The sequence below is a fragment of the Streptomyces sp. NPDC025638 genome (assembly GCF_055558775.1).
On sequence record NZ_JBVHLX010000007.1, the window covers coordinates 394,281 to 415,270 of the forward strand.

At 70.7% G+C, this 20,990-nt stretch carries 21 protein-coding genes, 1 tRNA gene and 3 pseudogenes; 14 read left to right on the forward strand and 11 right to left on the reverse strand.

Translation table 11 applies throughout. The annotated features are described in order from the left end of the window. Nucleotides 1-138: 138 nt before the first annotated feature. The 3 genes from ACZ4EG_RS20850 to ACZ4EG_RS20860 all read left to right on the forward strand — a co-directional run bounded on the left by ACZ4EG_RS20850 (nucleotide 139) and on the right by ACZ4EG_RS20860 (nucleotide 2,031). On the forward strand, nucleotides 139-1,392 hold the full coding sequence (locus ACZ4EG_RS20850; RefSeq protein WP_453545594.1) for a serine hydrolase domain-containing protein: 1,254 nt from the start codon (nucleotides 139-141) through the stop codon (nucleotides 1,390-1,392). Nucleotides 1,393-1,442: 50 nt separating this feature from the next. Then, nucleotides 1,443-1,631 carry a hypothetical protein gene (locus ACZ4EG_RS20855; protein WP_467791630.1) on the forward strand — a complete coding sequence of 63 codons (189 nt, stop codon included), beginning with the start codon at nucleotides 1,443-1,445 and terminating at the stop codon, nucleotides 1,629-1,631. A 112-nt stretch (nucleotides 1,632-1,743) separates the two neighbouring features. After that, nucleotides 1,744-2,031 (forward strand): hypothetical protein, encoded by a 288-nt coding sequence (locus ACZ4EG_RS20860; protein ID WP_467791631.1) that lies wholly within the window; start codon nucleotides 1,744-1,746, stop codon nucleotides 2,029-2,031. Here the strand turns inward: ACZ4EG_RS20860 and ACZ4EG_RS20865 are convergent. Further along, complete coding sequence (locus tag ACZ4EG_RS20865; RefSeq protein WP_467791632.1) at nucleotides 1,981-2,985, reverse strand: Gfo/Idh/MocA family protein; 1,005 nt, start codon at nucleotides 2,983-2,985, stop codon at nucleotides 1,981-1,983. The two genes, ACZ4EG_RS20860 and ACZ4EG_RS20865, sit on opposite strands and share 51 nt — an antisense overlap. A gap of 60 nt (nucleotides 2,986-3,045) precedes the next feature. Next, the gene (locus tag ACZ4EG_RS20870; protein ID WP_467791633.1) at nucleotides 3,046-3,822 is read right to left on the reverse strand and encodes an SDR family oxidoreductase; all 777 of its coding nucleotides are present in this window, start codon (nucleotides 3,820-3,822) and stop codon (nucleotides 3,046-3,048) included. A gap of 109 nt (nucleotides 3,823-3,931) precedes the next feature. On the opposite strand from ACZ4EG_RS20870, the gene ACZ4EG_RS20875 reads away from it, so the two are divergent. Next, a complete protein-coding gene (locus ACZ4EG_RS20875) occupies nucleotides 3,932-4,963 on the forward strand; it encodes a LacI family DNA-binding transcriptional regulator (protein WP_467791634.1) in 1,032 nt (343 codons plus the stop codon). On the opposite strand, the gene ACZ4EG_RS20880 is transcribed toward ACZ4EG_RS20875, so the two are convergent. After that, a complete protein-coding gene (locus ACZ4EG_RS20880; protein ID WP_467791635.1) occupies nucleotides 4,944-6,104 on the reverse strand; it encodes a Gfo/Idh/MocA family protein in 1,161 nt (386 codons plus the stop codon). The two genes, ACZ4EG_RS20875 and ACZ4EG_RS20880, sit on opposite strands and share 20 nt — an antisense overlap. Nucleotides 6,105-6,222: 118 nt before the next feature. Between ACZ4EG_RS20880 and ACZ4EG_RS20885 the strand changes: the two genes are divergently transcribed. Then, complete coding sequence (locus tag ACZ4EG_RS20885) at nucleotides 6,223-7,233, forward strand: LacI family DNA-binding transcriptional regulator (RefSeq protein ID WP_453545609.1); 1,011 nt, start codon at nucleotides 6,223-6,225, stop codon at nucleotides 7,231-7,233. Here the strand turns inward: ACZ4EG_RS20885 and ACZ4EG_RS20890 are convergent. Continuing rightward, nucleotides 7,223-7,567: a cupin domain-containing protein gene (locus ACZ4EG_RS20890; protein WP_453545611.1), complete on the reverse strand. Its 345-nt coding sequence runs from the start codon at nucleotides 7,565-7,567 to the stop codon at nucleotides 7,223-7,225. The genes ACZ4EG_RS20885 and ACZ4EG_RS20890 overlap by 11 nt on opposite strands. A gap of 131 nt (nucleotides 7,568-7,698) precedes the next feature. Here ACZ4EG_RS20890 and ACZ4EG_RS20895 point away from each other — a divergent pair, with 131 nt between their 5' ends. Next, nucleotides 7,699-8,208, forward strand: coding sequence for a hypothetical protein (locus tag ACZ4EG_RS20895; RefSeq protein WP_467791636.1), 510 nt, complete (start codon nucleotides 7,699-7,701; stop codon nucleotides 8,206-8,208). 71 nt (nucleotides 8,209-8,279) lie between these two features. Here the strand turns inward: ACZ4EG_RS20895 and ACZ4EG_RS20900 are convergent, their stop codons facing one another. Further along, on the reverse strand, nucleotides 8,280-8,858 hold the full coding sequence (locus ACZ4EG_RS20900; RefSeq protein WP_453545615.1) for a TetR/AcrR family transcriptional regulator: 579 nt from the start codon (nucleotides 8,856-8,858) through the stop codon (nucleotides 8,280-8,282). 179 nt (nucleotides 8,859-9,037) lie between these two features. Between ACZ4EG_RS20900 and ACZ4EG_RS20905 the strand changes: the two genes are divergently transcribed. Continuing rightward, nucleotides 9,038-10,465, forward strand: coding sequence for an MFS transporter (locus ACZ4EG_RS20905; RefSeq protein ID WP_467791637.1), 1,428 nt, complete (start codon nucleotides 9,038-9,040; stop codon nucleotides 10,463-10,465). A 43-nt stretch (nucleotides 10,466-10,508) separates the two neighbouring features. After that, nucleotides 10,509-10,582: transfer RNA gene (locus ACZ4EG_RS20910), tRNA-Pro, on the forward strand. A 134-nt stretch (nucleotides 10,583-10,716) separates the two neighbouring features. Here the strand turns inward: ACZ4EG_RS20910 and ACZ4EG_RS20915 are convergent. The 4 genes and pseudogenes from ACZ4EG_RS20915 to ACZ4EG_RS20930 form a co-directional block, all read right to left on the reverse strand. Next, a pseudogene (locus tag ACZ4EG_RS20915) lies at nucleotides 10,717-10,926 on the reverse strand (integrase core domain-containing protein); the annotation flags it as partial. A 33-nt stretch (nucleotides 10,927-10,959) separates the two neighbouring features. Continuing rightward, the gene (locus ACZ4EG_RS20920) at nucleotides 10,960-11,268 is read right to left on the reverse strand and encodes a transposase (RefSeq protein ID WP_467791638.1); all 309 of its coding nucleotides are present in this window, start codon (nucleotides 11,266-11,268) and stop codon (nucleotides 10,960-10,962) included. 313 nt (nucleotides 11,269-11,581) lie between these two features. Beyond that, nucleotides 11,582-12,109 (reverse strand): hypothetical protein, encoded by a 528-nt coding sequence (locus ACZ4EG_RS20925; protein ID WP_467791639.1) that lies wholly within the window; start codon nucleotides 12,107-12,109, stop codon nucleotides 11,582-11,584. A gap of 285 nt (nucleotides 12,110-12,394) precedes the next feature. Next, complete coding sequence (locus ACZ4EG_RS20930; RefSeq protein WP_467791640.1) at nucleotides 12,395-13,555, reverse strand: glutathione-independent formaldehyde dehydrogenase; 1,161 nt, start codon at nucleotides 13,553-13,555, stop codon at nucleotides 12,395-12,397. A gap of 181 nt (nucleotides 13,556-13,736) precedes the next feature. Between ACZ4EG_RS20930 and ACZ4EG_RS20935 the strand changes: the two genes are divergently transcribed. The 4 genes and pseudogenes from ACZ4EG_RS20935 to ACZ4EG_RS20950 all read left to right on the forward strand — a co-directional run. Beyond that, nucleotides 13,737-15,272, forward strand: coding sequence for an FAD-dependent oxidoreductase (locus ACZ4EG_RS20935; RefSeq protein ID WP_467791641.1), 1,536 nt, complete (start codon nucleotides 13,737-13,739; stop codon nucleotides 15,270-15,272). Between the two features lie 5 nt (nucleotides 15,273-15,277). Beyond that, on the forward strand, nucleotides 15,278-15,946 hold the full coding sequence (locus ACZ4EG_RS20940) for an HAD family hydrolase (RefSeq protein WP_467791642.1): 669 nt from the start codon (nucleotides 15,278-15,280) through the stop codon (nucleotides 15,944-15,946). Between the two features lie 150 nt (nucleotides 15,947-16,096). After that, a pseudogene (locus tag ACZ4EG_RS20945) lies at nucleotides 16,097-16,306 on the forward strand (iron-containing redox enzyme family protein); the annotation flags it as partial. A 40-nt stretch (nucleotides 16,307-16,346) separates the two neighbouring features. Then, nucleotides 16,347-17,163 (forward strand): annotated as a pseudogene (locus tag ACZ4EG_RS20950) (Ppx/GppA family phosphatase); the annotation flags it as partial. Between the two features lie 106 nt (nucleotides 17,164-17,269). Here ACZ4EG_RS20950 and ACZ4EG_RS20955 read toward each other — a convergent pair. Together ACZ4EG_RS20955 and ACZ4EG_RS20960 are read right to left on the reverse strand one after the other, a co-directional pair. After that, nucleotides 17,270-17,836, reverse strand: coding sequence for a cysteine hydrolase family protein (locus ACZ4EG_RS20955; protein ID WP_467791643.1), 567 nt, complete (start codon nucleotides 17,834-17,836; stop codon nucleotides 17,270-17,272). A 22-nt stretch (nucleotides 17,837-17,858) separates the two neighbouring features. Then, the gene (locus ACZ4EG_RS20960; protein WP_467791644.1) at nucleotides 17,859-18,815 is read right to left on the reverse strand and encodes an LLM class F420-dependent oxidoreductase; all 957 of its coding nucleotides are present in this window, start codon (nucleotides 18,813-18,815) and stop codon (nucleotides 17,859-17,861) included. Nucleotides 18,816-18,980: 165 nt separating this feature from the next. On the opposite strand from ACZ4EG_RS20960, the gene ACZ4EG_RS20965 reads away from it, so the two are divergent. Together ACZ4EG_RS20965 and ACZ4EG_RS20970 are read left to right on the forward strand one after the other, a co-directional pair. Beyond that, the gene (locus ACZ4EG_RS20965; protein ID WP_467791645.1) at nucleotides 18,981-19,976 is read left to right on the forward strand and encodes a metallophosphoesterase family protein; all 996 of its coding nucleotides are present in this window, start codon (nucleotides 18,981-18,983) and stop codon (nucleotides 19,974-19,976) included. A gap of 219 nt (nucleotides 19,977-20,195) precedes the next feature. Next, on the forward strand, nucleotides 20,196-20,729 hold the full coding sequence (locus ACZ4EG_RS20970) for a GNAT family N-acetyltransferase (protein WP_453552839.1): 534 nt from the start codon (nucleotides 20,196-20,198) through the stop codon (nucleotides 20,727-20,729). The last annotated feature ends 261 nt before the right edge of the window (nucleotides 20,730-20,990 follow it).

The window sequence follows — 20,990 nt, forward strand, 5'->3', positions numbered from 1 at the left end:
CGGCCGTGACGGAGCGTCGCCGCACCGTCACGTCGTCGAGCGGGAGTGCCCGCGTGCCGCCGTCTCCGACAGGCGACGGCGCGCGGGCACTCCTATGCTGGGGTCCAGGGCATGCGTCCTCACCCGGGAGTTGAGCCCATGTCGCACTCCTCGACCCGACTGCGCAGACGGGCCGTGGTCGTCGCCGCGGTGGGGATGCTGCTGGTGCCGGCCGCGGGCACGACCACCGTGGCCCTGCCCTCTTCGGCTCCCTTCGCCGCCACGGTCGCCGATCCGCCCTCGCCGTCGCCCTCGGTTGGCGACGTCCGCGAACTCACCCCCGCCGTGCGGCGGCAGCTCGACGCGACCGTGCAGCGGGTCATGCAGGAGGCGAACGTCCCGGGTGTGACCGTCGGGATCTGGACACCCGACAAGGGCCGGTACGTGAAGTCGTTCGGCGTCGCCAACAAGACCAACGACCGGGCGATGGCCCCCGACCTCTACATGCGGATCGGCAGCGAGACCAAGACGTTCACGGTGACGGCGCTGCTGAAGCTGGTCGACCAGGGCAAGGTGGGCCTTGACGACACGATCGACAAGTACGTCAGCGGCGTACCGAACGGGGACAGGATCACGCTGCGCCAGCTGGCCGGGATGCGCAGCGGGCTCTTCAACTACTCCGAGGACGACGGCTTCTTCAAGGCGCTGACGTCCGATCCGCAGCGCCCCTTCACCCCGCAGGAACTGCTCGACTACGCCTTCCGGCACCCGGTGCTGTTCCCACCGGGGGAGAAGTTCGACTACTCCAACACCAACCTGATCCTGCTCGGTCTGGTCGTCGAGAAGGCCAGTGGCACACCGCTCGGTGACTACATCCAGCACAACATCCTGGACCCGGCCGGCCTCAGGCACACCCTCTTCCCGACCGGCAACGAGTTCCCGCAGCCGCACGCGCAGGGCTACACCGACCAGACGGCCACCGGCCAGGTGACGGACTCGGCCGACTGGAACCCCTCCTGGGGCTGGGCGGCCGGCGCGATGATCTCCAACCTGGAGGATCTGCGGGTCTGGGCGCGCACGGTGGCCACGGGCCGGCTGCCCGACGGCGGGATCCTGATCAGCCCCGCGGTCCAGGCGCAGCGGCTCACCACGCCGCCGACCGCCATTCCGGGCGCCGGGTACGGCCTCGGCATCTTCGACGTCCAGGGCTGGATCGGGCACAACGGCTCCCTGCCCGGCTACGAGTCCCTGACCGTCTATCTGCCGTCGGCCCGGGCGACCCTGGTCGTCCTCCTCAACACCGACATCAACTACAACGGCCAGGAGCCCAGCACCCTCTTCGGCGACGCGATCACGTCGGTCATCTCCCCGAACCACGTCTTCAACCTGCCGGCGGAACCCGCGGCGCGCTGAGAACGTTCAGGAGGGTGACGGAGGTCTGAACGCCGGACGGGGAGGACGAGTTGACGCACACGGAGCACGAGGAGACGACACCGGCCGCTGCCGAGGCCGCGCTGCGCCGGGCCAGGTTCGGCGCACTGCCGGAGCGGGTCCGCCCGGAGGACACCGTGGAGGAGAGGCCGGCCGCACCGCGGGATCCGGCACGGGACGCGTACAACCCCGACGAGTGGATGGTCCGCTACTGCCTGTGAGGTTCGGCCGATCGGCCCGGCGGCGCCGTGCTCGATCAGGCCTTCCACACAGTCGAACACCGTCTGCCGGGCCGGCCGGGGCGGCCGGCCGAGGAGGCGATGGGACCTCTCGGTGGTGTACCGGCTGCGACGGCCGAGGGCGGGGGTGATCTCGCGCGGCAACGGGTCCCCGAGGGCACTGCTCATTGCCGGGCTCGACCCCGAGGACGTGCTCCTCCAACTCGGCGTACTGTGGCGCATCGACCCCGCCCGCGACGGCGAGGCGGGGACGGAGCGGATCCTCGGCCTCGGCGTCGACGGACCCCGCGCCCAGGGCCTGCCGTCGCGCGACACGGCCCGGGGCCCGCTGTCAGGCTCCGCGTACCTCCTCGATCGTCACCGGACGGTGCTCGTGCAGTGACAGCGTGCAGGCCTCCGCGATCCAGCCGGCCTCCAGGGCGTCCGCGACCGTGCAGGGAGAGGGCCGGGTACCGGCGACGACCTCGGTGAACGCGGTGAGTTCGGCGCGGTATGCCTCGGTGAAGCGGTCCATGAAGAAGTCGTGCGGGGTGCCGGACGGGAAGGTCACACCGGGCTCGACCGAGCGCAGCGGGAGCTTGTCCTCCAGGCCGACGGCGATGGAGTCCTGGAAGCCGTGCAGCTCCATGCGGACGTCGTAACCCCGGGCGTTGTGGCGGCTGTTGGAGACCACGGCGATGGTGCCGTCGTCGAGCGTGAGGATCGCGCCGGTGGTGTCCGCGTCGCCCGCGGCCTTGATGTAGTCGGCGCCCCGGTTGCCGCCCACGGCGTACACCTCGGTCACCTCGCGGCCGGTCACCCAGCGGATGATGTCGAAGTCGTGGACGGAGCAGTCCCGGAAGATCCCGCCGGACGCCGCGATGTACGCGGCCGGGGGCGGCGCCGGGTCCAGCGTCGTCGAGCGGACCGTGTGGAGCTTGCCCAGCTCGCCGTTGCGCACGGCGGCCCGCGCGGCGACGAAACCGGCGTCGAAGCGGCGGTTGTAGCCGATCTGGACCGGGACGCCGCTGCCCTCGACGGCCTTGAGCACCTCGACACCCTCCGCCATGGTGCGGGCGACGGGCTTCTCGCAGAAGACGGGGACGCCGGCCTCGACGCCGGCCAGGAGCAGGGCGGGGTGGGCGTCGGTGGCCGCCGCCACGACGAGACCGTCCACTCCGGCGGCCAGGACCGCCTCGGGCGAGTCCGCGACCTCGGCCCCGAACCGCTCCGCGGCGGCCTTGGCCGCCTCCGCGAACGGGTCGGCGACGACGAGGGACTCGACGGCGTCCAGCGTGGACAGGGTCTCGGCGTGGAAGGCGCCGATGCGGCCGAGGCCGAGGATTCCGATACGCATGAGGGTGCAGCTCCTAGGACGGTGCGGTTGGTGCGAAGTGCGAAGAGGCTGTGCGAAGGGTCAGTCGAGGCCGCCGAGAACGTTCTGGTCCCAGTCGATCACCGAACCCGTGACCACGCCCGACCGGTCCGACAGCAGGAGGACCACGAAGTCGGCGATCTCGTCCGGCTGGCCCAGCTTGCCCATCGGCAGCCTGGCCGCGGCCTGCTCGCGCCAGTCGTCCCCGGCGTCGTGGAAGGCCCGCTGTGTCGCGTCCTCGCCCTCGGTCGCCGTCCAGCCGATGTTCAGGCCGTTGATCCGGATCCGGTCCCAGCGGTGGGCGTGCGCCGCGTTGCGGGTCAGACCGATCAGGCCGGCCTTGGCGGCGACGTACGGGGCCAGGAAGGGCTGCCCGCCGTGCGCCGACGACGTGATGATGTTGACGATCGTGCCGGACGCCTTGCGCTCCACCATGTCGGCCACCGCCGCCTGCATCGCGAAGAACGGGGCCTTGAGGTTGATCGCGATGTGCGCGTCGAACAGTTCGGGCGTGGTGTCCAGCAGGGTGCCCCGCGAGGTCAGCCCCGCCGAGTTGACCAGGCAGTCGATCCGGCCGTACGCGTCGACCACCTCGGCCACGGAGGCCTTGGCCCGGTCGGCGTCCGACAGGTCGGCCTGCACGTACATCGCCCTGCCCCCGGCCGCCGTCAATTCGGCCACCAGTGCCGCGCCCGGCTCGGGGCGCCGGCCGGTGACGGCCACCGTGGCGCCCTCGCGGACCGCGGCCCGGGCGATGGCGGCGCCGACCCCCTGACTGCCGCCGTTGACGAGGACGACCTTGTCGTCGAGAAGTCCCATGATGTGCTTGCCCTTTCAGCTCTCGCGCCGCGGCCCTGTCATTCTTGTCAGTACAAACCCCTCCAACAACCAGCAGCGAGCCATCAAAAACCCCTCAAGGAGCGCCGCCGTGGGCCATCCCTTCCCGATCCGCGAGATCGCACGTCAGGCAGGTCTCAGCGAGGCCACCGTGGACCGCGTGCTGAACGGCAGGGGAGGGGTGCGGGAGAGCACCGCCGAGGAGGTCCGCCGGGCCATCGCCGACCTGGACCGGCAGCGCACCCAGGTGCGGCTGGTCGGCCGTACGTTCATGGTCGACATCGTGATGCAGGCGCCGGAGCGGTTCACCACGGCCGTACGCGCCGCCCTGGAGGCGGAGCTGCCGTCACTGCACCCGGCAGTGCTGCGCTCGCGCTTCCACTTCCGGGAGACCGGGCCGGTGGCGGAGCTGGTCGCGACCCTGGACCGGGTCACCCGGCGGGGCTCCCAGGGCGTGATCCTCAAGGCACCGGACGTCCCCGAGGTCACGGCCGCCATCGGTCGGCTCACCACCGCGGGGATCCCCGTCGTGACCCTGGTGACCGACCTTCCCGCGAGTGCCCGGCTGGCGTACGTCGGCATCGACAACCGGGCCGCGGGCGCGACCGCGGCGTATCTCATGGGGCAGTGGCTCGGCGACCGTCCCGGCAACGTCCTCACCAGCCTCAGCAGCGGCTTCTTCCGCAACGAGGAGGAGCGCGAGATGGGCTTCCGCGGTGTCATGCGGGCCCGGCACCCCGAGCGCACGCTCGTCGAGATCGCCGAGGGGCAGGGCCTGGACGCGACCCAGTACGACCTCGTCCGGGCCGCCCTGGAACGCGACCGAGGCATACGGGCGGTCTACTCGATCGGCGGCGGCAACATCGCGACGCTACGGGCCTTCGAGGACCTGGGCCGCGAGTGCGCCGTGTTCGTCGCCCACGACCTCGACCACGACAACACCCGGCTGCTGCGCGAGCACCGCCTGTCCGCCGTGCTCCACCACGACCTGCGCCACGACCTGCGCGAAGCCTGCCACCTGGTGATGCGCGCCCACGGCGCTCTACCGCCCACGGGACCGGTCGCGCCGTCGTCGATCCAGGTGGTCACGCCCTACAACATGCCTACGGCGTCGGCACGTTGACCCAACCACCCGTCTCGGCGGACCGCGTCATCGCGTCCAGTACGGCGGCGCTGCGCACGGCGTCCGCGAGAGTCGTGCCGTACGGTCTGCCCTCGGCGATCGAGCGCAGGAAACGGTACGCCTCGATGACCTTCAGGTCGTCGTAGCCCATGGCGTTGGCCGCGCCCGGCTGGAACGCGGCGAACTCGCCGTCGCCGGGGCCGACGTACACCGTGCTGACGGGCTGGTCCTGGTACGTCGTGCCGCGGCTGACGGCCAACTCGTTCATCCGGCGGAAGTCCCAGAAGACCGCGCCCTTGGTGCCGTGCACCTCGAAGCCGTAGTTGTTCTGCTCGCCGACCGAGACCCGGCTGGCCTCCAGGACACCGCGGGCGCCGGAGGCGAACCGCAGCAGGCAGTTGACGTAGTCCTCGTTCTCGACGGGGCCGAGTTCACCACCGGAGGCGAGGGCGTGCCCGGCGGTGGCGCCCGTCGGACGGGCCCGCTCCGACACGAACACGGCGGTGTCGGCGGTCAGCGAGGCGATGTCACCGAGCAGGAAGCGAGCCAGGTCGGCGCCGTGCGAGGCCAGGTCCCCGAGCACCCCGCTGCCGCCGCGCTCACGCTCGTACCGCCAGGTCAGGGCGCCGTCGGGATGCGCCGCGTAGTCGCTGAACAGCCGGATCCGCACATGTGTCACCGCGCCGATGTCCCCCGAGGCGATCAGCGCGCGGGCGGCCTCCACGGCGGGTGCGTTGCGGTAGTTGAAGCCGACCGCGCCGTGCACACCGGCCCCGGCCACCGCGTCGGCCACCGCGCGGGCGTCCTCGGCGGTCAGGCCCACCGGCTTCTCGATCCAGATGTGCTTGCCGGCCGCGGCCATCGCGACACCGATCTCCCGGTGCAGAAAGTTCGGGGCGGTGATGCTGACCGCCTGGACGCGCGGATCCGCGGCCACCTCGCGCCAGTCGCGGGTCGTCGCGGCGAACCCGAACTGCGCGGCGGCCTCCTCGGCCCGGCCCGGCACCTCCTCGGCGACCGTCACCAGGCGCGGCCGCAGGGCGAGCCCCGGGTAGTGGTGCGCAACGCGGGCGTACGCCTGGGTGTGCACGCGGCCCATCCAGCCGAATCCGACGACGGCGACACCGAGCGCATCCACCATGACAGCCCCTTGCCCCTCTTTGGACCGGTCCATTTCTTGTCCAGGCCACACTGGGAGGCGAATTCCGATGTGTCAAGCCCTTTGACAACCGTGCCCACCACATGGAACGGTCCATGTCATGAGACCGCCGACGATCCGCGACGTGGCCGAGCAGGCCGGAGTGTCCAAGTCGCTGGTCTCACTGGTGCTGCGCGGCTCGGACCAGGTGCGCCCCGAGAAGCGGGAGGCGGTGCTGCGCGCGGTACGGGAACTCGGCTACCGGCCGAACGCGGCCGCGCGCAGCCTCAGCGAGCAGCGCACCCGCACCGTCGGCGTCCTCCTCAACGACCTGCGCAACCCGTGGTTCGTCGACCTCCTCGACGGCCTGAACTCGCTGCTGCGCGACAACGGCCTGCACATGCTGCTCGCCGACGCCCGGCTGAACCGCCGCACCGGCGACGATCTCACCGGCCCTTTCCTGGACCTGGGCGTGGACGGCCTGGTGGCGGTCGGCACCCTGCCCGAACCGGCCGTTCTCGGCGCGGTCGCCGAGCGCATGCCGGTCGTCGTCGCGGGGGCCCGCGAACCGGAGCTGCCGGGCGTGGATGTCGTCGCGGGCGACGACGAGACCGGTGCACGCCTCGTCACCGAGCACCTCATCGGGCTCGGCCACCGCCGGATCGCGCACATCGCCGGGTACGGCGCCGTCGGCGAGCTGCGCCGGCGCAGCTTCGAGGCGACGATGCGGGCGCACGGCCTGGCGGACCAGGCGCGGATCGAGGCGAGCGACATGACGGAGGAGGGCGGCTACCGCACCACCGTCCGGCTGCTCGGCCGCCCGGACCGGCCCACCGCGATCCTCGCCGTCAACGACATCGCCTCCGTCGGCGCGCTGTCGGCGGCCGAGGAACTGGGGCTGCGGGTGCCGCGGGACGTCTCGGTGACCGGCTACGACAACACGAGCATCGCCCGGCTGCGCCACGTCTGGCTGACCACCGTCGACACGGCCCCGCACGAGGTCGGCCGGCGCGCCGCCCGCTGCCTCCTCGACCGCTTCGAGCGGCCCGGGGCAGCGGGCCGGGTCCACCTCGCCGCACCGACCCTGGAGATCAGGGGCACCACCGCGGCGCCCGCCGGCCTCACAGATTGATCGCGTACGCCTTGCGCAGCGTCTCGTGCACCGTCCACGTCGTACGGTCGCCCGCGCGCAGTACGGCCATGTCACCCGGCCCGACCTCCAGCGTCGGCCCGCCCTCGACCTCGATCGTCGCCGAGCCGCTGACGACGACGAACAGTTCGTCCGCCTCGGTGTCGGTGACCACCCCCGGGGTGATCTGCCAGATCCCGCGGATCTGCCGGCCGTCCTCCGACTCCCAGACCACCTTTCCGGTCACCTCGGGCGAGCCGGAGACGATCTGCTCCGGGTCGAGGGGCTCGGGTTCGAGCTCGGCGTCGGGGATGTGGAGAGCGAAGCTGTGGGTCATGAGGCGACCCTAGCGAGTTCGCCGGCGCCCGCGCCGTCGACAGAATGTGGGGCATCGGGCCTGGTGGGAGGACACTTCGTCGGGGCGAAGCGAAGTGGCGGCGCCGCCGGGCGCGGGTGATCGTAAAGAGCATGGACGACTCCACGGAGGCCCCCGAGTCCTGCCCGCACGGCACCCGCGAAGCCGTCCTCTTCGGCGGGGTCTACGGCGCCGTACTGGCCAGCGCGATGGTTGCCGCGCTCACCGAGTACGGCCACTCCTCCCAGGCCAGCCGTCGCTACGACGCCCTCTGGCTGCTGGTGACCGCGTTCGCCTCCGCCCTCGCGCACGGCTACGCCCACTACGTCGCCGAGCGGGGTCCGCACCGGGGCTGGGAGATCCTGCGCATCCTGGCCGACGAGTGGCCGCTGGTCGCGGCCGTGATCCCCACGGTCTTCATCCTCGCGGGGGCCGGGTGGGGCTGGTGGTCCGCGAGCGGGGTCGAGTACCCGGCGTTCGTCCTGAACATCCTCATCCTGTTCGTCCTGGGGCTGGTCACCGCGCGCTGGGCGGGACGCAGCCCGCCCGTGGCCGCACTGATCGGCGCGGGGGACGCGTTGCTCGGGGTGGTCGTGGTGGTGGCGAACGCGCTCATCCATTAGGTCCATCAGCCGGGAGTCCGGCGTGCCCAGGCCCTTCCGGCATGCCCACTCGGCCTCGACATCGGCCGACCTCAGCGCGTGACGCGCACGCCGTCCAGTGCGATCGCCAGCACGCGGTCGCGCTGGGCGTCGTCGTCGAAGGAGGTCGCCGTGATCCCGGCGACCAGTCGCAGCAGGTCGCCGAAGTCCATGTCGGCGCGTGCCTCGCCCGCCTTCTGCGCCCGCTCCAGCAGCGGTCCGCCGGCGGAGTACATCGAGTCGCGGCAGGCCTGGAAGATCTCCGACTCGTCGTTGAGGGCCTCGCGCACCGCGCGCTTGGTGACCATGTAGCCCGTGAACCGGTCCAGCCAGGTGGTCAGCGCCTGCCACGGCGGCAGCTCGGTCGCCTCCACGGCGGCCCGGCACAGGACGTTCACCTCGTCCGCGTAGACGCTCTCGAAGAGGTCGCGGCGGGTGGGGAAGTTCCGGTACAGCGTGCCGATGCCGACGCCCGCGCGCCGGGCGATGTCCTCCAGCGAGGCCTCCGCGCCGTGCTCCGCGAACGCCTCGCGCGCGGCCGCGAGCAGGGCGTCGAAGTTGCGGGCGGCGTCCTTACGGTGCGGCCGCCGGGACGCGACGATCTCGCTGACGGGGAACGGCTGGGCCGACACTGCTGCCTCCCGGGGCGGGAATCGAATTGAACCGGAGGTGCACCTCCGTTATGGTGGAGGGGTACCTCCACTTTAACAGTCCGGGGGTGCACCGGCCGTGGGCAGACGTGTATCCGCGGCGACCCCGGACACCCCTCATTCCTCTCATTCCTCCCGCTCCGATTCGGAGAGGCTCTGTCGTGCCCCGAAACTCCACCCGCCTCACCTTCGCGGTCCTCGCGACCGGTGCGGGCGTGTTCGCCATGCTGCAGTCGCTGATCGCGCCGGCCCTGCCGACCGTCCAGCACGCCATGCACAGCTCCCAGTCCACCGCGACCTGGGTGATGACGGCGTATCTGCTGTCCGCCTCGGTCTTCACGCCGATCCTCGGCCGCGTCGGCGACCTGGTCGGCCGCAAGCGCACCCTCGTCGCCGTCCTCGTGGCCGTACTGGCCGGCTGTCTGGTCGCCGCGCTCGCGCCGAACATAGGCGTCCTGATCGTGGCCCGGGTCGTCCAGGGCGCCGGCGGCGCCCTGTTCCCGCTGTCGTTCGGCATCATCCGGGACGAGTTCGCTCCTGCCCGGGTCAGCGGCAGCATCAGCAACCTGTCCGCGGTGATCGCGGCCGGCGGTGGCGTCGGCATGGTGGCCGCCGGTCCCATCGTGTCCGCGCTCGACTACCGCTGGCTGTTCTGGATCCCGGTCGCCGTCGTCGCCGCCACTGTGCCGATCGCCCTGCGCTATGTGCCCGAGTCGCCCAACCGCGCCGAGGGAAACGTCAGTTGGCTCGGCGCCGGACTGCTGTCGGCCTGGCTGGTGGCCCTGCTCCTGCCGCTCAGTCAGGCGGGGCAGTGGGGCTGGGGCTCGGTGAAGGTGCTCGGGCTCTTCGCGGCCGCCGCCGTGCTGTTCGCCGGGTGGCTGCTGGTCGAGGCCCGCTCCCGCACCCCGCTGATCGACCTGCGCGTGATGCGGCTGCCCGCCGTGTGGACCACCAACACCGCGGCCCTGCTGTTCGGCGCGGGCATGTACGCGATCTGGTCCTTCCTCCCCGGATTCGTACAGACGCCCCGCTCGGCCGGGTACGGCTTCGGCGCCACCGTCACCGAGTCCGGACTGCTCATGCTGCCGATGCTCGTCGCGATGTTCCTCTCCGGTGTCCTCGGCGGCCGCCTCGCCCCCGTCATGGGTTCCAAGGCGCAGCTCACCACCGGTGCCGCGCTCGGCGCGTTCGCCCTCGGCTTCCTCGCGCTGTGGCACGACGAGCGGTGGCAGATCGCCTTCGTCGCGGGCGTGTTCGGCCTCGGCATCGGACTCGCCTTCGCCTCGATGGCCAACCTCGTCGTGGCCAGCGTCCCGGCCGAGCAGACCGGCGCGGCGACCGGAATGAACGCCAACATCCGCACCATCGGCGGCTCCGTCGGCGCCGCGCTGACCAGCGTCCTGGTCACCGGCCGGCTCCAGCCCTCCGGCCTGCCGTACGGCTCCGGCTACACCCATGGCTTCACGCTGCTGGCGCTGCTGTGCCTCGGTGCCGCGGGCGCAGCGCTCCTCGTCCCGGTGCGGCGCGCCGGCCGGGTCACCGGCCCTGTCGCGGAGCGAGCGGCAGCAGCACCCGTACGCGTGCGGTAGGGTTGACCTGCGCGATCACACGGAACACCGTGTGACATCGCACCGGGACGTGGCGCAGCTTGGTAGCGCACTTGACTGGGGGTCAAGGGGTCGCAGGTTCAAATCCTGTCGTCCCGACTGGAGACAGTCGCAGGTGAGGGCCGGTTTCGGAGGTATCCGAAACCGGCCCTTGATCATTCTTGGGGACCAGTTGGGGACCGGCGTCCTTGACTGAGCTTGTTCCGCTTTGACGGACACCGTTGGTGTGGTGGTCAGGCCGCCAGGGTGGCCTCGTAGTCGGGGGGACTGCGGTAGCCGAGGCTGCTGTGCAGCCGGTGCAACTTGTACCAGCCCTCGATCCACTCGAAGATTGCGGTGTGGGCGGCGGCCCGGCTCGGCCAGGGCCGAGTGCCGATCAGTTCGTTCTTCAGGGTGGCGAAGAACGAATCGGCCAGCCCGTTGTCCCAGCACTGGCCGGTCCTGCCACCCTGGCACCACCCAGGTGCCAGCGTCACCTACTTTGGCATTGACGCGAAGAAAGCCGTGGCCCGCTTGAGGACCTCCGCGTCCTCCCGCAGCCGGCGGTTCTCCCGCCGCAGCGCGGCCAGTTGCTCACGTTCGCTGCTGGTCAGACCGTCGCGCTCGCCCGCGTCGACCTCGGCCTGCCTGCCCCAGTCGCGCACCGCGGTCTCGGTCAGGTCGAAGTCCTTGGCGACCTGACCGACCGAGCGGTCACCGCGCCGGCACATCTCGACGATCTCGGCCTTGAACTCCGGCGTGAACGAGCGGCGAGGACGCGGCTTCTTCTTCCCCATGCTCTCCATGATGGACATCCTCCCGGGGCTGAGCCCCTGATCTCGGATGTCCGCCGAAGCAGATCAAGCCCATCCCGCTTGGAACTCGATCCGGCAGGCATGACGTTCCTCCTCGTTGTCCTCTCAGGTTGTCACGCGGCCCGGTTGGCTCAGGGATGATCGGGCTGCTGGTCCGGCGGCACTCCACCGTCCTTACGGCTGCGCCGCTGCTGGGGCTGCTGAGGGTTGGATATGCTCGACCCTTTCCCTCCACTTTCGGGATGAGGTCAACGTTTCGAGTTCCCCGAAGCTGTGAGCTGACCCGTCGGCTTCCCGCTCGGCGTCAGCCGGTGAGCAGGACGTCCCGTACCGCTCTGACACGCAGCTCCTCCAGCGTGCTCATCTGCCGCTCGGCCCGTGCGATCAGTCCGTCGAGCTCCTGCTCGTCGAGACGGCCGTCCGCCTCGGCCAGGGCGCGCAGCGTGCGCCAGCCGAGTTCCTTGCCCTTCACCCCCAGCCGCAGGAACTCAAGCTCGATCACCAGCGTCAGAGGCGAACGCCGGTAGAGGCGCCCGTTGCTCTTGAGACGCCCCAGTCGCTCGGCCGCGCCGGATGCTGCGACCTTGTAGCGGCGCTTCGGCACGCCGAGGCTCCGCATGATGCGCAGCAGGCTCGCACGGTCCTCGGCGATCTCGCCGGCGAGGTGCCGCAGTGGTTCCGCGTATGGCGGGTCGCGATGCGATCGGGCCATGAACAGGGAGCGTCCGGCTCCGACCGTGGAACCTGCCAGATGGTCGTTGAGGTAAATCCCGAGCAGGTCCGTGCGGACCCTGCGGATCTGCGGGCGGGTGCCCCGCATTTGTGTCGTCATGGCATGTGCCCTCTCGCTTCTCTCCGTCCGCGTGCGGCGGCGTTGCACGAGTACCCGTAGTGGACATCCTCACCGCGTGTCCCGACCGGCCCGGCCCCTCGGATTCGGGGCGCAGGACCACGAGGCGCCGCTCCTGGCGGGCGCCGCCGCCTGGCAGTGCGCGATGATGCCGAGTTGCGCCTGCGCCCGGCTCCAGGTCCGCCGACGTGGCCGGGGCGCCGACCGGGACGAGGGCGGCGGGAATTCCCCTCAGGCGTCCCTGAGGAGCCGTCCGTCCCGTCCGTCTCAGCCGTGACCGTCGGGGTGCAGGACCACCTTGGTCCAGCCCTCGTCCCGGTTGTCGAAGTGCTCGTAGGCCGACGGCGCCTCGTCGAGACTCAGTTCGTGCGAGACGACGAAGCTCGGCTCCGCCCTGCCTCCGGCGATCAGGTCGCGCAGGGCTCGGTTGTACCGCTTCACCGGGGCCTGGCCGGTTCCCATGCGCTGGCCCTTGAACCACATCCGGCCGTAGTCGAACGGGATCCTGCCCTGCGCCTCCTGCTTGCCTTGGGCCTCGGCGCCGCCCGGGTCCTCGGGGAGGAACACGCCGACCACGCCGAGGGAGCCGGAGAAGCGGACGCTGTCGATCAGTCCGTTCAGGGTGAGCGCGGCGTCCTCCTGTCCCCTCGGGTCGTGGGCCTGGTAGCCGACGCACTCGCAGCCGTTGTCGGCGCCGAGTCCGAGCGTGGCCTCCTTCACGACCTGGGCCGGGTCCTCGCTGGTCGTGTCGATCGCGATGGCCCCGATTTCCTCGGCCTTGCGCAGCCGGTCCTGCTGGTGGTCGGCAACCCACACCCGGCCGGCGCCCTTGAGGATCGCCGAGTATGCGGCCATGAGTCCGACCGGGCCGGCGCCGTAGACGATGGTCTGGTCGCCGGGCTCGACACCGGCCATCTCCGTGGCGTGGTAGCCCGTCGGGAAGATGTCGGCGAGCATCACGTAGTCCTTCTGCCGTTCGACGGCGTCCTCGCCCAGGCGCAGGGCGTTGAAGTCGCCGTAGGGAACGCGCAGGTACTCGGCCTGACCGCCTTGGTACGGCCCCATCTCGGCGAATCCGTAGGCGGCTCCGGCGAGCGCGGGTTCCGGCTGCATGGTGAGGCAGTAGTTGGTCAGTCCCCGCTCACACTGCTTGCAGAAGCCGCAGGCGACGTTGAAGGGGAGGACGACATAGTCGCCGACCTTCACCTTGCTGACGGCGGAGCCGATCTCCACGACCTCGCCGAGGTTCTCGTGCCCCATGCTGCGACCCGTCTCGAAGGACGTACGTCCCTCGTACATGTGCAGGTCCGAGCCGCAGATGTTGGTGGTGGTGATCCTGACGAGAATGTCGCAGGGGTGCTCGATCTTCGCGTCCGGCACGTCCTTGACGGTCACGGTACGCGGGCCTTCGTAAACGGCAGCCTTCATGATCGCTCCTTTCGCGCCGCCCTGATCCTCTCGACCGAGGGGCAGCTGAGTGGGCTGTTAGCGGTCCGTCCCGGGTCCCCGCACGTGATTCCGGCGAAACGGACCAAAAGGGATGGTGGTGCTGGAGTGACCCCGAACATGCCGGTGTGTGTCGCCTTACCGAGACGGGAACTCGGCGGCCATGAACACCGAGCAAGGACTTGGGGGGTCGTACTGGATCGAGACCGCCCCGGCCTACGAGCCCGCTCTTCCGCCGTCCGGGGATCTCGCTGTCGAGGTCGCGGTGATCGGTGGCGGTGTCGCGGGGCTCAGCACCGCCTGGGAGCTGGCAAGGCGCGGCAACGAAGTGGCCGTACTGGAGGCGGACCGGATCGCCGCCGGGGTCACCGGCCACACGACGGCCAAGCTGACCGCGCTGCACACCCTGGTCTACGACCATCTGCGCCGCACCCGCGGCCGCGAGGGCGCGCGGCTGTATGCCGACTCGCAGTCCGCAGCGATTCGCCGGGCCGCCGAGATCGCCGCCGACCTGGGCATCGAGTGTGAGTGGGAGGGTGCAGCGGCCTGCACATACGCTGAGGATGCGGAGCATGTCGCGCAGCTCCGGGCGGAGGCCGAGGCGGCGCGCGAAGCGGGCCTGCCGGCCGAGTTCGTCACCGACACCGAGCTGCCCTACCCGGTGGCCGGGGCGGTCCGGGTGACCGGCCAGGCGCAGTTCCATCCGGTGAAGTACCTGCGCGCCCTCACCGACGAGCTGCGCCGGCGCGGCGGCACCGTGTACGAGGGGACGCGCGTCACCGGCCTCACCGAAGGCGAACCCTGCGTGCTGGCGACCGACGCGGGCGCGTCCGTGCGGGCACGCGAGGTCGTGGTCGCCACCCACTACCCCGTCTTCGACCGGGCCCTGCTCTTCACCCGCCTCTCCCCGCGGCGTGAGTTGGTCGTCGCGGGGACTCTCGACGCTGATCGGGCGCCGCGCGACATGTACATCACGCCGGAACGGAATACCCGCTCCGTGCGCAGCGCCCCCTACGCTGACGGCAAACGTCTGCTGATCGTCACCGGAGAGCACTTCACCCCCGGCGCCCCCGGCATTGCTGACGTCGAGGAACGTTTCGACCGGCTGACCGCCTGGGCCCTCAGCCACTTCCCGGGCCTGACACTCACCCACCGCTGGGCCACCCAGGACAACGACTCCACCGACTCCGTACCGCTCGTCGGACCGCTCCACCCCGGCAGCCACCACACGTACGTGGCCACCGGCTTCGGCGGCTGGGGCCTGAGCGGCGGCATCATGGCCGGCCTGCTGATCGCCGACCTCGTCGAGGGCCGGGAGGTCGAATGGGCGGCCCTGTACGACCCGCGTCGACTGGGTTCCGTGGTCCGCGAAGGCGTGTCCTTCCTCAAACACCAGGCCCACGTGGCCAAACACTTCGTCGGCGACCGGCTGCCACCCGTTACCGCACCCGCACCCGAGAACCTCGCCCCCGGAGAGGGAGCGGTCCTGCGCGTGGGCGGCCACCAGTGCGCCGTCCACCGGGACGACAGCGGCCAGCTCCACGCCGTCTCGGCCCGCTGCACCCACCTCGGCTGCCTCGTCGCCTTCAACCACGCGGAACAGACATGGGAGTGCCCGTGCCACGGCTCCCGCTTCGCTCCCGACGGCCGCATCCTCCAGGGCCCCGCAGTGCGGCCGCTGAAGAAGCGAGAGGTCTGAGTGGCATGGAACGGGCAGCCCTGTTCGACGTGGACGGAACACTCGTCGACACGAATCATCTGCACGTGGTCACTTGGTGGGAGGCGTTCCGCCGGGCCGGGCACCGGGTGCCGACGCACGCCATCCACCGTGCGGTCGGGCTCGGTTCCGAGGACCTCGTCGCCCGTCTGCTCGGCGAGGGCGAAGAATCAGCCCTGGCCCCCGGCGAGGCGGAGGATCTCAGCACCGCGCACAAGATCCTCTACGCCCAGTACTTCGAGCGGCTGACCGCGCTGCCGGACGCGGGCCGTCTGCTGCGAAGGTTGGCTGACGATGCCTGGACGGTGGTCCTGGCCACCTCGGCGAGCGACGACGAACTCTCTGCGCTGCGGCGGGCGATCGACGCGGACGACGCCATCAAGGCGACAGCGAGCGCCGACGACGTCTCCGAGGGCAAACCGGCCCCCGAGCCCGTCGAACGGGCGCTGGAACTGGCGGGCGTACCGGCGGAGCGTGCCGTGTTCGTCGGCGACACGGTGTGGGACATGCGGGCGGGCACCCGTGCGGGCGTGCGGTGCGTGGCGCTGCTGTGCGGCGGCATTCCCCGCGCGGACCTGGAGGAGGCCGGCGCCGACGCCGTGTTCGCCGACCCGGCCCAGCTGCTCGCCGAGCTGGCGCGCAGTCCGTTCGCCTGACGCCGTTGTCACGTCCACTGCGCAGGGGCACCCGTCTGGCGCCGCCGGTTCATGGCCAGCCCACCACCCCTTGCGGCGCGTTCGGAGTAGAAGCGTGAGGCTGTCGTCATCAACTGCACGCTCAAGGAATCCCCGAGCCCGACGCAGGCGGCGGCCGCGCGCTTCTGCACCGGGCACGTCGAGGCCGACGCGGTGCACGAACAGGTCGTACGCCACGAGGTCGTCGCCGGTCTGCCGGCGGACGAGCCGTGGCTGGCGGGCGATTTTGTGTTCGGGATCCGTGCGACCGGACCCCCGGAGGAGCGATGGGTCGACCGGCTCCCGGCAGCGTGGCGAGATGGCCGATCCGTGCTGCGTACGGGCCGCCCATCACACCGGCGGCCCTGGATACGCACAGGGCATGAGACTGAGCGTTGTGGACGCGGGCTCGAACACGGTCCGGCTCGTCGTGACGGACGCGACGGACGGCGTACCGCTGCCGGTGCACACCGCGAAGTGGAAGCTGCGCCTGTCCGAACAAGTGGGGCCGGACGGTCACTTCGGCGAGCGGGCTACGGAAGAACTGGTCAAAGCCCTCCGCAGAGCCGCCGAGATCGCCGCCCGTTGGGGTGCCCCGGAGACGCTGGCGTTCGCCACCGCCGTCATACGCAACGCACCCGACCGCTCAGTCGTACTGCGAGCCGTGGCCGAGAAGGCGGGGGTACCCCTGTGCGTACTGCCCGGCGAGGTGGAGGCCGAGCTCACCTTCCTCGGTGGACGGCGCTGGATGGGGTGGGGAGCCGGACCGCCGGCCGTCTTCGACATCGGAGGGCGGCTCCCTTGAAGTGGCCTTCGGACGGGGCCGGATGCCGGAGTTCGCCGTGTCCCTGCCGCTCGGTGCGAACCGGCTGACCAACGAGTTCCTCGGCGACGGCGACGTTCCGTCGGAGAAGGAACTGTTGGCCCTGCGTCGCACCGTGCGTCACCAGCTGCGCGACGCCTCCGCCTGCATCCGCTGGGAGCATCCGCACACCGCCGTCGCCACCTCACGCACGTTCCAGCAGTTGGCCCGGCTGTGCGGTGCCGCGCCCGGACGGGACGGCCCGTTCGCCGAACGAACCCTGTGCCGGGGCGAACTGCGCCGCGCGATCGCCCGGCTGGCGGCTCTGCCGGAGGCCGAGCGGGCCGGGCTACCGGGTATTTCGGCGCCCCGGGCCCGGCAGAGTCTCGCGCCGGCACCGAGCAGCGGCGACTCGACGGAGTCGACGAAGCGGCCGTCCGCCGCCTGCCACCGCGCCCTACAGCACCAGCTCTCGCACGCTGAGGGACATTGACCTGTCCGGGTCACCGGGAATCCTGGAAGCCGAGTTCCTTCGCGAGGACGATTCGGGCGCCCATGTTGCGCTCCATCATTTCCAGCGCGGCTTCCGCCAGATGCGGGTGGATCGAGGCGACGGCGTCCCTCGGCACCGTGACCTCCAGATGACGGATGTGTGCGTCCAGGGCGGAGTACAGGACACACTGCTCGGTGACCTGACCGGTCAGGACCACCGTTCCGACGTCCAGCTGCCACAACAGATAGGACATGGGAGTGTCGTAGAAGATCGAGTGCCGGGCCTTCACCACGAAGAGCGACGCGTCGTCCGGCCGGATCGGCTCGACCAGGCCGGCGTGTGGGCGGCAGAGCGCGGATTCGACCAGTTCCCCGTGGTGGGAACGCCAGAGCCCGAAGTTGTCGTTGGCGTAGATCACCGGCACGCCCGCGTCCCGGGCCCGGCCGATCAGATCCGCCAGCACGGGTACGACCCGCTCGGCGGCGGGGGCCAGCAGCTCGGCGTCCTCGTGGTCGTAGGTGTTGATCATGTCGATCACGACGAGCGCGCTGCTGCTCCTCTCTCCGGGGCCGGGCACGGTGATCCCTCGCCTCGTGCGGTCAGCCCCGCAGCCGGGGCAGGACTTTGGTGCGGTAGAAGTCGAAGAAGCCCTGCTGGTCCTTGCCGATCTGGCTGACGTACACGCCGTCGAACCCCGCGTCGACGAACGCCGTCAGCGCCTCGACGTGAGAGTCCGGATCGTCGCCGCACGGCACTGACCCGGCCACCTGTTCCTCGGTGACCAGCTGCGACGCTTGCTCGAAGTGGCTCGGGGTGGGCAGGACCTGCGCGAGCTCGCCCGGCAGTTGCTCGGTGGCCCACAGCCGGTGCGCGGTGCTGACCGCCTCCCGTTCGTCCGTGCCCCAGCAGACCTTGAGGCCGCCGTAGACCGGCTTGGTGCCGCCGCCACCGCGCCGGAACCGCTCGACCAGGGACTCGTCCGGCATCATCGTGATCAGCCCGTCGCCGATGCGCGCGGCGACCTCGGTGGCCTGGGGGCCGAAGGCCGAGACGTCGATCGGAACCGGTTCGTCGGGCAGCGTGTACAGGCGGGCGTTCTCCACGGTGTAGTGCTTGCCGTGGTGGCTGGTCTGCTCGCCGGTGAACAGCTGCCGGATGATCTGGAGGGCCTCCTCCAGCATTTCCATCCGTACCGGTGCCTCCGGCCAGGCCGTGCCGAGTATGTGTTCGTTGAGCGCCTCGCCGGTGCCCACTCCCAGCCGGAAGCGCCCGCCCAGCTGTACCGCACTGGTCGCGGCCGCCTGGGCGATGACGGCGGGATGCGTCCGTACGAGCGGGCAGGTTACCGCCGTCTCCACAGCCAGCGAGACCGCCTGCGAGAGAGCGCCGATCACCGACCACACGAACGGGCTCTGTCCTTGGCTGTCGTTCCACGGATGGTAGTGGTCGGATATCCACAGCGACTCGAAGCCGGCCTGTTCGGCCATGCGCGCCTGCTCGACGAGTTCCGCCGGGCGATGCTCCTCACACGCGAGGAAGTATCCGAGGCCTGTCATCGTGCCTCCTGAACCGCGGGTCGATCGGTGGTGACCGCAGCCGAGTACCCGATGGGCACGAGCTTGCGCATGGTGTCGCCGGCAGGAGGAGGGGTACCGCGGAGGCGTGGCCGGGAGGGCCCGAAAGCCCCGGTCGAAGGTCTTGTCACTGTCACGGAGCTTTCCATGACACTGCGCGCTCTGCCCCGTACGGCCTGGAGGAACTGGCGGGGCTGGCGGCGGCCCGACGACCTGCGGATCCCGCTCCGATCGGCCGAGGCGGAGGACGCCGGCCATCGCTTTCTGCTGTACGGCCTTCTCCCGTTGTGGGTGGTGCCCGGCCTCGTGGACTGGTCAATGCATCGGCGGACCCGGATCGAGCACACCAGCGGTACCAAGGAGTCCGCGGTCCACGCGCTGATGATGACCGAGGCCGGTGTACCGGTGCTCATGGGCCTGCTCGCGCGGGTCAACCCACTGGTGCTCACCACGATGGGCGGCGCCGCCCTCGCCCATGGAGCGGCGGCCCTGTATGACGTGTCGCTGGCCGTCGGCGAACGCGAGGCGCGGCCCATCGAGCAGCACATCCACAGCTTCCTGGTGGTGCTGCCGCTCACCGCCCTGTCGTTCACTGCCTGTCTCCACGCCGACCAGGTCCGCAGGACCCTGCGGGGCGGCCCGGACCGCCAGGACTGGCGGTCCGGGCCAAGGAAAAAGGGGTTCGGCGGCGGCTTCGTGGGCCGGTGCGCCGGCGAGTTCGGCGAGCCCGTCATGAAGGAGTTCGTACGGTACTCACGCCACCGCGCCGACGGTCTGCGCGCGGCTCTGGAGGAGCTCCACCGGTACGCGTGCGACGCGCGGATCGCCCTGACCCACTTCGCCCCCGTCCCCGACACCCTGGCCGGCGAACCCCTGGAGATCCCCCCGTTCCTCGGCAGCTACCTGCTCGCGGAGGCCATCGACACGGCGGGCGCCGATCTCGCCGTCCACGGGCACGCACACGCCGGCACCGAACACGGCATGACCGGCGGCGGGTTGAAGGTCCGCAACGTGGCCCAGCCCGTCATCGGGCGGGCCTTCCACATCTACCGCCTGAACACGACCAGCCCCGGGAGGGACCGCGCAAAAGGGGTACCCGGTCGTCGGCAGAGACCCGCGAACAGCGAGAAGGGGACAGGTTGAAGTCTGCGCCCGGTGGCGGTCGCCTTTTTGGGGTGAACGAGAATCGCAACATCAACCCGCCGGAGCAGTTCCCTGACCCGGACCTGAGCGTCTGGTGGCAGAGCCGTGGCCGTTTTCAAGGCTCTGTCCGCGATTCCGTGAATGATCTTGGTGTCGCGGCAGCAGGACGGGCGATCGCCGGATTACCGATGAGGCCATTGCCTTCGGCAGGATGGGCACATGACCGAGATCCGCACACCCCGCCTCCTCCTCCGTAGCTGGCACGACGACGACCTCGCGCCGATGGCGGACATCAACGCGGACCCCCGGGTCATGCACTGGATCAACGACGGCTCGGTGCGCGACCTGGACCACACGGCCGAGGACATCGAGCGGTGGGAGGAGGAGTGGGACGAGGAGGGCTTCGGACTCTTCGCCGTCGAGCTGCTGGCCTCGGGCGAACTGATCGGCTTCACGGGACTGTCCGTGCCCGAGTTCCTGCCGGAGGTGATGCCCGCCGTGGCGATCAGCTGGCGGATCGGCTCACAGTTCTGGGGCCAGGGATACGCGTCCGAAGCCGCCCACGCCACGCTGGAGTTCGCTCTCCAGGACCGCGGCCTGGACCGCGTCATCAGCATCAATCGGGTGGGTGACAACGCCTCCGAGAACGTCATCCGCAAGCTCGGCATGGTGCCCGAGCGGGAGACAGCACACCCGGTGTACGGCTACCCGCTGCGCGTTCACGCCATCGACCTCACCGAGTTCCAGGCATGAACCGGCCGAACCGTCGATCACCACAAGACAGCCAACCACTGTCCCTGCGTCCCCGAGCACATTGATCGCGACGGTACGGACACCCAGGCGACAGAAGTTGTCTTCGTGTCGCTGACCTGCGCCTTCATGGACCAGCGGACAGAGCCGGTTTTCAAAGAGCGCCATCAGCCGCGGGTGGGGACCAGCTGGGGACCACACGGTGTGCGCGATGGTGCACGAGGGAGCCTGCCGCGCACATTATCCGCCCTGATCAAGTCTGTT

Bases quoted from the DNA above. Each gene is read 5' to 3' on its own strand.
- ACZ4EG_RS20850 (WP_453545594.1), top strand. From the start codon at position 139: ATGTCGCACTCCTCGACCCGACTGCGCAGACGGGCCGTGGTCGTCGCC.
- ACZ4EG_RS20865 (WP_467791632.1), bottom strand. From the start codon at position 2,985: ATGCGTATCGGAATCCTCGGCCTCGGCCGCATCGGCGCCTTCCACGCC.
- ACZ4EG_RS20870 (WP_467791633.1), bottom strand. From the start codon at position 3,822: ATGGGACTTCTCGACGACAAGGTCGTCCTCGTCAACGGCGGCAGTCAG.
- ACZ4EG_RS20880 (WP_467791635.1), bottom strand. From the start codon at position 6,104: ATGGTGGATGCGCTCGGTGTCGCCGTCGTCGGATTCGGCTGGATGGGC.
- ACZ4EG_RS20885 (WP_453545609.1), top strand. From the start codon at position 6,223: ATGAGACCGCCGACGATCCGCGACGTGGCCGAGCAGGCCGGAGTGTCC.
- ACZ4EG_RS20890 (WP_453545611.1), bottom strand. From the start codon at position 7,567: ATGACCCACAGCTTCGCTCTCCACATCCCCGACGCCGAGCTCGAACCC.
- ACZ4EG_RS20895 (WP_467791636.1), top strand. From the start codon at position 7,699: ATGGACGACTCCACGGAGGCCCCCGAGTCCTGCCCGCACGGCACCCGC.
- ACZ4EG_RS20920 (WP_467791638.1), bottom strand. From the start codon at position 11,268: ATGGAGAGCATGGGGAAGAAGAAGCCGCGTCCTCGCCGCTCGTTCACG.
- ACZ4EG_RS20925 (WP_467791639.1), bottom strand. From the start codon at position 12,109: ATGACGACACAAATGCGGGGCACCCGCCCGCAGATCCGCAGGGTCCGC.
- ACZ4EG_RS20930 (WP_467791640.1), bottom strand. From the start codon at position 13,555: ATGAAGGCTGCCGTTTACGAAGGCCCGCGTACCGTGACCGTCAAGGAC.
- ACZ4EG_RS20935 (WP_467791641.1), top strand. From the start codon at position 13,737: ATGAACACCGAGCAAGGACTTGGGGGGTCGTACTGGATCGAGACCGCC.
- ACZ4EG_RS20940 (WP_467791642.1), top strand. From the start codon at position 15,278: ATGGAACGGGCAGCCCTGTTCGACGTGGACGGAACACTCGTCGACACG.
- ACZ4EG_RS20960 (WP_467791644.1), bottom strand. From the start codon at position 18,815: ATGACAGGCCTCGGATACTTCCTCGCGTGTGAGGAGCATCGCCCGGCG.
- ACZ4EG_RS20965 (WP_467791645.1), top strand. From the start codon at position 18,981: ATGACACTGCGCGCTCTGCCCCGTACGGCCTGGAGGAACTGGCGGGGC.
- ACZ4EG_RS20970 (WP_453552839.1), top strand. From the start codon at position 20,196: ATGACCGAGATCCGCACACCCCGCCTCCTCCTCCGTAGCTGGCACGAC.